4 protein-coding genes are annotated in these 5,919 nt (G+C 66.8%); 1 reads left to right on the forward strand and 3 read right to left on the reverse strand.

The genetic code is table 11. The annotated features are described in order from the left end of the window. Window positions 1-334: NAD-dependent epimerase/dehydratase family protein (locus tag WA317_RS17830; protein ID WP_425174297.1), on the reverse strand; the 334-nt coding region annotated here is incomplete at its 3' end. A gap of 90 nt (window positions 335-424) precedes the next feature. Further along, a complete protein-coding gene (locus WA317_RS17835; protein ID WP_425174298.1) occupies window positions 425-1,900 on the reverse strand; it encodes an acetyl-CoA acetyltransferase in 1,476 nt (491 codons plus the stop codon). Between the two features lie 225 nt (window positions 1,901-2,125). Here WA317_RS17835 and WA317_RS17840 point away from each other — a divergent pair, with 225 nt between their 5' ends. Then, window positions 2,126-4,585, forward strand: a complete 2,460-nt coding sequence (locus WA317_RS17840) for a phosphoketolase family protein (protein ID WP_425174299.1) — start codon at window positions 2,126-2,128, stop codon at window positions 4,583-4,585. Window positions 4,586-4,615: 30 nt separating this feature from the next. Here WA317_RS17840 and WA317_RS17845 read toward each other — a convergent pair. Beyond that, window positions 4,616-5,919, reverse strand: a 1,304-nt coding sequence (locus WA317_RS17845; protein WP_425174300.1) for a CaiB/BaiF CoA transferase family protein, incomplete at its 5' end; no start/stop codon positions are given.

Below are 5,919 nucleotides of genomic sequence, written 5' to 3' on the forward strand. Positions count from 1 at the left end.
GCTGATACAGCGCGGGCCGGCCGGCCGCCTGAGAGACGAACACCAGCCGGTCACCGGCGCGGGCCGCCGCGTGGCTGACCCGGGCGAGACCGTTTATGCCGGCGGCACCCGGCGCATTGCTTTCCAGCGGCGCGAGATGCAGGACCACGTCGGCCTCGTCGGCCAACTTCTGCAGCACCGGACCGTGGAGCGGCGCGCGAACGAATTCGACCGCAGGATCCAGCCAGTCATGTGGCCGGTGCGCGATGCCGCTGACCGTGTGCCCGGCTGCCACCAATTGACGTGCGACGGACCGCCCGACCAGTCCAGAGACGTCGGTAATCAGGACCCGCACCTGCGGCACCTCCCCAATTGGATACCTAGACAATAGGCGGGCAGCGCGGGCGCGCGACATCGACTTCGAGCGCCACCGACCGTCAGCGTGTTACCGCAGGGTGGCGGTGCCGTCTGACTGCACTACGACCTTGGCACCGGCAATGTCCTCCCCCACTGTCACTTCAGCCGCGGCTGCGTCCGGGATCACGGCCAGGGTGCGCATGTCGTCGGGGGTGCGGACCGCAAGAAACGCTTTCTCGGGGAATCCGTCCCGGTTGAACGGTGTCGTCCAGGCCTCGACGGTGCCGACACCGTCCCAGGCCACCGCCGCCGGCCGGGTCGGCTGCCGGTCCACTGCTTCTTGCACGTCTTCCCAGCGGAAAGCCGTCGGCGGCGGATCGCTGCTGTACACACCGAAACTGTGTTTGGTCAGGTAGCCGCCGTTGGCGGTGATCAGGCCGCGCCGTCCCGGGTTCGCCACCAGCAGCTCGGCCATCGTCGCGATGGAGTGACTCACGTAGTTGCTCCACGGTCCACCGGCAAAGGTCAGACCGCCGGTCACGGTCAGCGGCCGGAGGGGATCGTCCACGGGCAAACCCAATTCGGCCGCCGCGATCTGAACCGCGGAAGGAAAACACGAGTACAGGTCGACGTAGTCGAGGTCGTCGATCCCGAGACCGGCCAGTTCAAGCGCCCGGGCACCGGCGATCCGGATCGCCGGCGAACGATGCAACTCGTCACGCTCGCTGATCGCGTAAGTGTCATGGGCGTCGGTGCCCGCGTACGGATACACCCACCGTTCGGTCGGAACCCGCAGCCGGGTCGCGGCTTCGACCGAGGTCAGAATCAGCGCCGCCGCCTGGTCGACCATGTTGTTGGAGTTCATCAGCTTGGTGTAGGGCCAGCTGATCATCCGATTTCGCGGACCGGCCTGTCCGATGTCTTCGGCGGTGAGGCGCTCGCGGATCCACGCGTGCGGATTGTCCACCGCAACGGCGTTGAACCGCGCCCACAGCTCGCTGATCCGGCGGCGATGGTCGTCCGGCGGCGCACCGGAGCTGATCCGCAGCGCCTGCTCGAACATCGGGTAGATGTACGCCGGGCGGTCCAGTTTGATGCGGTCCTCGGCCGGCCCGGCCATCGGCACATGGTCATCGCTGCCCGCGGCCAGTGGCACCGACTCGTCCTGCTGGGTGCAGCTGAGTCTGCCGCCGCGGGCCCGCAGTTGTGTCCGGGTGCGCCAGGTCTCTGCGCCCGCGATCAGCAGCACGTCGGCGTGCCCACGCTGGATGTCCAAGCAGGCCTGGTTGACCAGGGACTGCGGCACGTTGCCGCCGACACCGGTGTAACCGGTGGCGGCGCCGTCGGCGCCGATGCGTTGTGCGAGCAGCAGCCCGGGATCGCGATAGCGCGCCGAGAACAGATTCACCACCCGGACGGCGTCGACGGCCTCGAGCACCGGCGGATCGCCGGCCTGCCGCGCCGCGGCGGCCATCAGGTCGACCGGTTCGACGTCATCTCGCTCGTCGCGCTGGTTGACCTGGCCGTAGCCGATCAGCACCGGTGTCCGGGGGTCGAGCGGCATGACAAACCCTTTCGCCACTTCTGCCAGCGCCGGCCTTCCGGCGCATGTTGAATCTAGTCGCGCGACGATGCAGAGCGCGCAGCGCGATGAGGAGGAGCGGGACAATCGAACCTGCGGGGCAACGATGGTTTGCAGCAGGCGCATCGTCTCCGACCGGCGCGGCCTGGTTGAGACAGGCCGGGCCCGGGTAGGTCAATCGGACTCGCGCGAAAGGACCACGGTCGCATGACGCAGCTGGCCAGCATGGGCGGAGACACCGCCGCAGACAACGAAAGCGGTGGCGCGGGTGAGACGATCGCACCACAGCCCTACGCCCTGGGCGACGCGCCCGGGCCGCTCAGCCCCCAGGAATTGGCCGCGGTCGACGCCTGGTGGCGGGCGGCGAACTATCTGGCCGTGGGCCAGATCTACCTGGCCGGTAACCCCTTACTGCGCGAGCAGCTCTCGCCCGAGCACATCAAGCCGCGGCTGCTCGGCCATTTCGGGACGGTGCCCGGGCTGAACTTGGTCTGGGCGCACGCCAACCGGCAAATAACTAGCCGGGGCCTCAACGCGGTGTTCGTCGCCGGGCCCGGGCACGGCGGCCCTGGACCGAACGCCTGCGCCTGGCTGGAAGGAACCTACTCCGAGCTCTACAGCCACATTCCGCAGGACAGTGTGGGTATGGCCGCTTTCTTCCACCAGTTCTCCTACCCGGGCGGGGTGCCCAGCCATTGCGCACCCGAGACCCCGGGTTCGTTCCACGAGGGCGGCGAACTTGGCTATTCGCTGCTGCACTCCTACGGCGCGGCCTTCGACAATCCGGACTTGACCGTGTTCTGCGTTGTGGGCGACGGTGAAGCCGAAACCGGTCCGCTGGCGACCAGTTGGCATGCAAACGCGTTCCTCAACCCGGCCCGAGATGGCGCTGTGCTGCCTATCCTCGCGCTGAATCAGTACAAGATCGCCAACCCAACGATCTTGGCCCGGATTCCCGAGTCTCAGCTGATCGGACTTCTGCGGGGCTACGGTTACGAGCCGCACATGGTTGCCGGGGACGACCCGACTGCCGTGCACCAGCTGATCGCCGACGCATTGAACAAATGCCTCGACCGGATCGAAGAGATCCAGCAAGCCGCCCGGACAACCGGCCGCACCGAAACTCCGCGGTGGCCGATGATCATCTTACGCACCCCGAAGGGTTGGACATGCCCGCCGGTTGTCGACGGGCAGCAGGTCGAGGGAACCTTCCGGGCACACCAGGTCCCGTTGCCGGCTGCGCGCACCGACAACGCGCATCGCCAGGTGCTCGAGCAGTGGCTGCGTTCCTATCGCCCGGAGGAGCTTTTCGACGAAGCGGGCCGGCCGGTGCGCGCATTGCTGGACGCCGTGCCGCACGGCGACCGACGGATGAGCGCCAATCCGGTGACCAACGGCGGTGTGCTGCTGAAGGATCTGCGGCTGCCCGATTGGCGTGACTACGGCGTGGACGTTCCGGTGCCGGGAACCGGTGAGCATGAGGCCACCCGGGTGCTGGGCGCTTGGTTGCGTGACGTCACGGCTCAGAATCCCACCGACTTCCTTACTTTCGCTCCCGACGAGCTGGCCAGTAACCGCCTACAAGACATCCTCGAGGTGACCGGGCGGGACTGGCAGCTCGAAGTCGGTGAGTTCGACGAACGACTCGATCCGGCCGGACGGGTCATCGAGGTGCTTTCTGAACACATGTGCCAGGGACTGCTCGAGGGCTACCTGCTGACCGGCCGACACGGGTTCTTCACTTGCTACGAGGCGTTCATCCACATCGTCGACGCGATGTTCAACCAGCACGCGAAGTGGCTGGAGGCCAGTTCGCAGGTGTCCTGGCGTCGCCCGCTGGCCAGCTTGAATTACCTTTTGTCGTCGCATGTTTGGCGCCAAGACCATAACGGGTTCACACATCAGGACCCGGGATTCCTCGATGTCGTGATGAACAAGAAGCCCGAGATCGTCCGGGTGTACCTGCCGCCGGACGCCAACACGCTGCTGTCGACATACGACCACTGCTTGCGCTCACGGCATTACGTCAACGTTGTTGTGGCTGGCAAGCAACCGCAGCGCGATTGGCTGTCCGTACAAGACGCGGCGTTGCACTGCTCGCGCGGCGTCGGGATCTGGCAGTGGGCAGGACACAACGACACCAACGGGACGCTTCCCGACGTGGTGCTTGCCTGTGCCGGCGATGTGCCGACGCTGGAAACTCTCGCGGCGGCAGCTATCCTGCGGCAGCAGCTGCCGGATCTGCGCATCCGCGTCGTCAATGTCGTCGATCTGATGCGCCTGCTGCCGGAGACTGAGCACCCGCACGGGTTGTCCGACCGGGAGTTCGACACGCTGTTCACCCGGGACCGACCGGTCATCTTCGCGTTTCACGGGTATCCGTGGCTGGTGCACCGGCTCACCTACCGGCGCGCCAACCACAGCAACCTGCATGTTCGCGGCTACATCGAAAAGGGAACCACGACAACGCCGTTCGATATGGTCATGCTCAACGATCTCGACCGCTACCACCTGGTCATCGACGTCATCGACCGTGTTCCGACATTGGGCGCCAAAGCCGCAGGCCTGCGCCAGGACATGGTCGACGCCCGGTTGCGGGCCCGGACATGGACGCGTGAGCACGGGGCCGACATCCCCGAGGTGGCGGATTGGGTCTGGCCCGGCTGATCCGCCCAATAGATCGGCGAATATTGACGGCTAACCGGTGCCCGGTGGCGCCAGCAGAACGCCGGCGCTGATCAGCCGCTCGGTCTCTTCGATGCTCATCCCGAGCACCTTGCCGCAGATGTCGCGGGTGTTCTCCCCGAGTACCGGGGCCGGCCGTTGAGGGGCCGGCGGTATGTGCCGAAACGGCGCCGGACCCGTCTCGGCGGGCAACGGGTGGCTGATGAGGGGATGTGTCATGTCGCGGAACAGCTCTCGGTGCCGAAGCTGCGGATCCTCGGGTATGTCGGGCGGGCGGTTCATCGGCCCGGCCGGCACACCGACCGACTGCAGCGCTTCGGCCGCCTGCAGCGGCGTCCGCATACTGGTCCACTCGGACAGCTGCGCAATCAACTCGCGGCGATTGGCCCGGCGTGAGTCACCACTGGCGAACCGCGGATCGTCGGCCAGTTCGGGCCGGCCGAGTACGGTTGCCGCGCTGCGCCAATCGGCGTCTGAACGAATGGAGATGACGCACCATTCGTCGTCGCCTGAGCAGTGGTAGACGGCGTGCACGCTGGTGTCGTCGCGCAGTGCCGCGCTTCCTGATACCCGCGCGGCTTGAGTGACATAGCAGGTGTCGAGTTGGTTGACCACTACCTCGGCCTGCGAGACGTGAACCCGTGCCCCGGTGCCGGTTCGGTCGCGATGAATCAACGCGGCCAGCGCGGCGATTGCGGTGATCCGCCCGACAACGTGATCTGGGAAAACCGTCGTCGCGTCGTAAAAGGAGTGCCGGACGCCACCGCCGACATCGGTATCTGCGTCCTCGGATGTCCAGAGCCGGCTGACCCCGGTGGCGGCGCGAACCAGCGGGCCGTAGCCCATCGCAGTGCTCCACGGTCCGGTATCGCCGAACGCGCTGCTCTCGGCCAGCACGATCCGCGGGTTGAGGCCGTGCAGCTCGTCGTAGGAAAGTCCCAGCGCTGCAAGCGTTCCCGGCTTGAAGTTCGCGAAGACCGTGTCCGAGCTCGCGACGAGGCGGCGAAAGATCTGCTTGCCGTCCGGGTTGCGCAGGTCCACACCGAACCCCAGCTTGTTGCGGTGGGTCCAGGCGAAGGACTCGCTCATGCTGTCGCCCGCGCGTTTCTGCCGCAGCCCGTCCGGATAGGCGGCGTTTTCGACTTTGATCACTTCGGCGCCGAGGTCGGCGAACAGGCGGCTGAGTTCGCCACCGGCCACGATGATGCCGAGATCGACGATTCGCAGGCCATCCAGCGGGTAAACGCCCACGCTGGTCGACGGTGCCGGAACGATCGCCGGGCGGCCCTGCCAGCGCGCTCGGTGCTGTCCCACCG

It is taken from the genome of Mycobacterium sp. (assembly GCF_049802695.1).
Lineage (GTDB): Bacteria > Actinomycetota > Actinomycetes > Mycobacteriales > Mycobacteriaceae > Mycobacterium.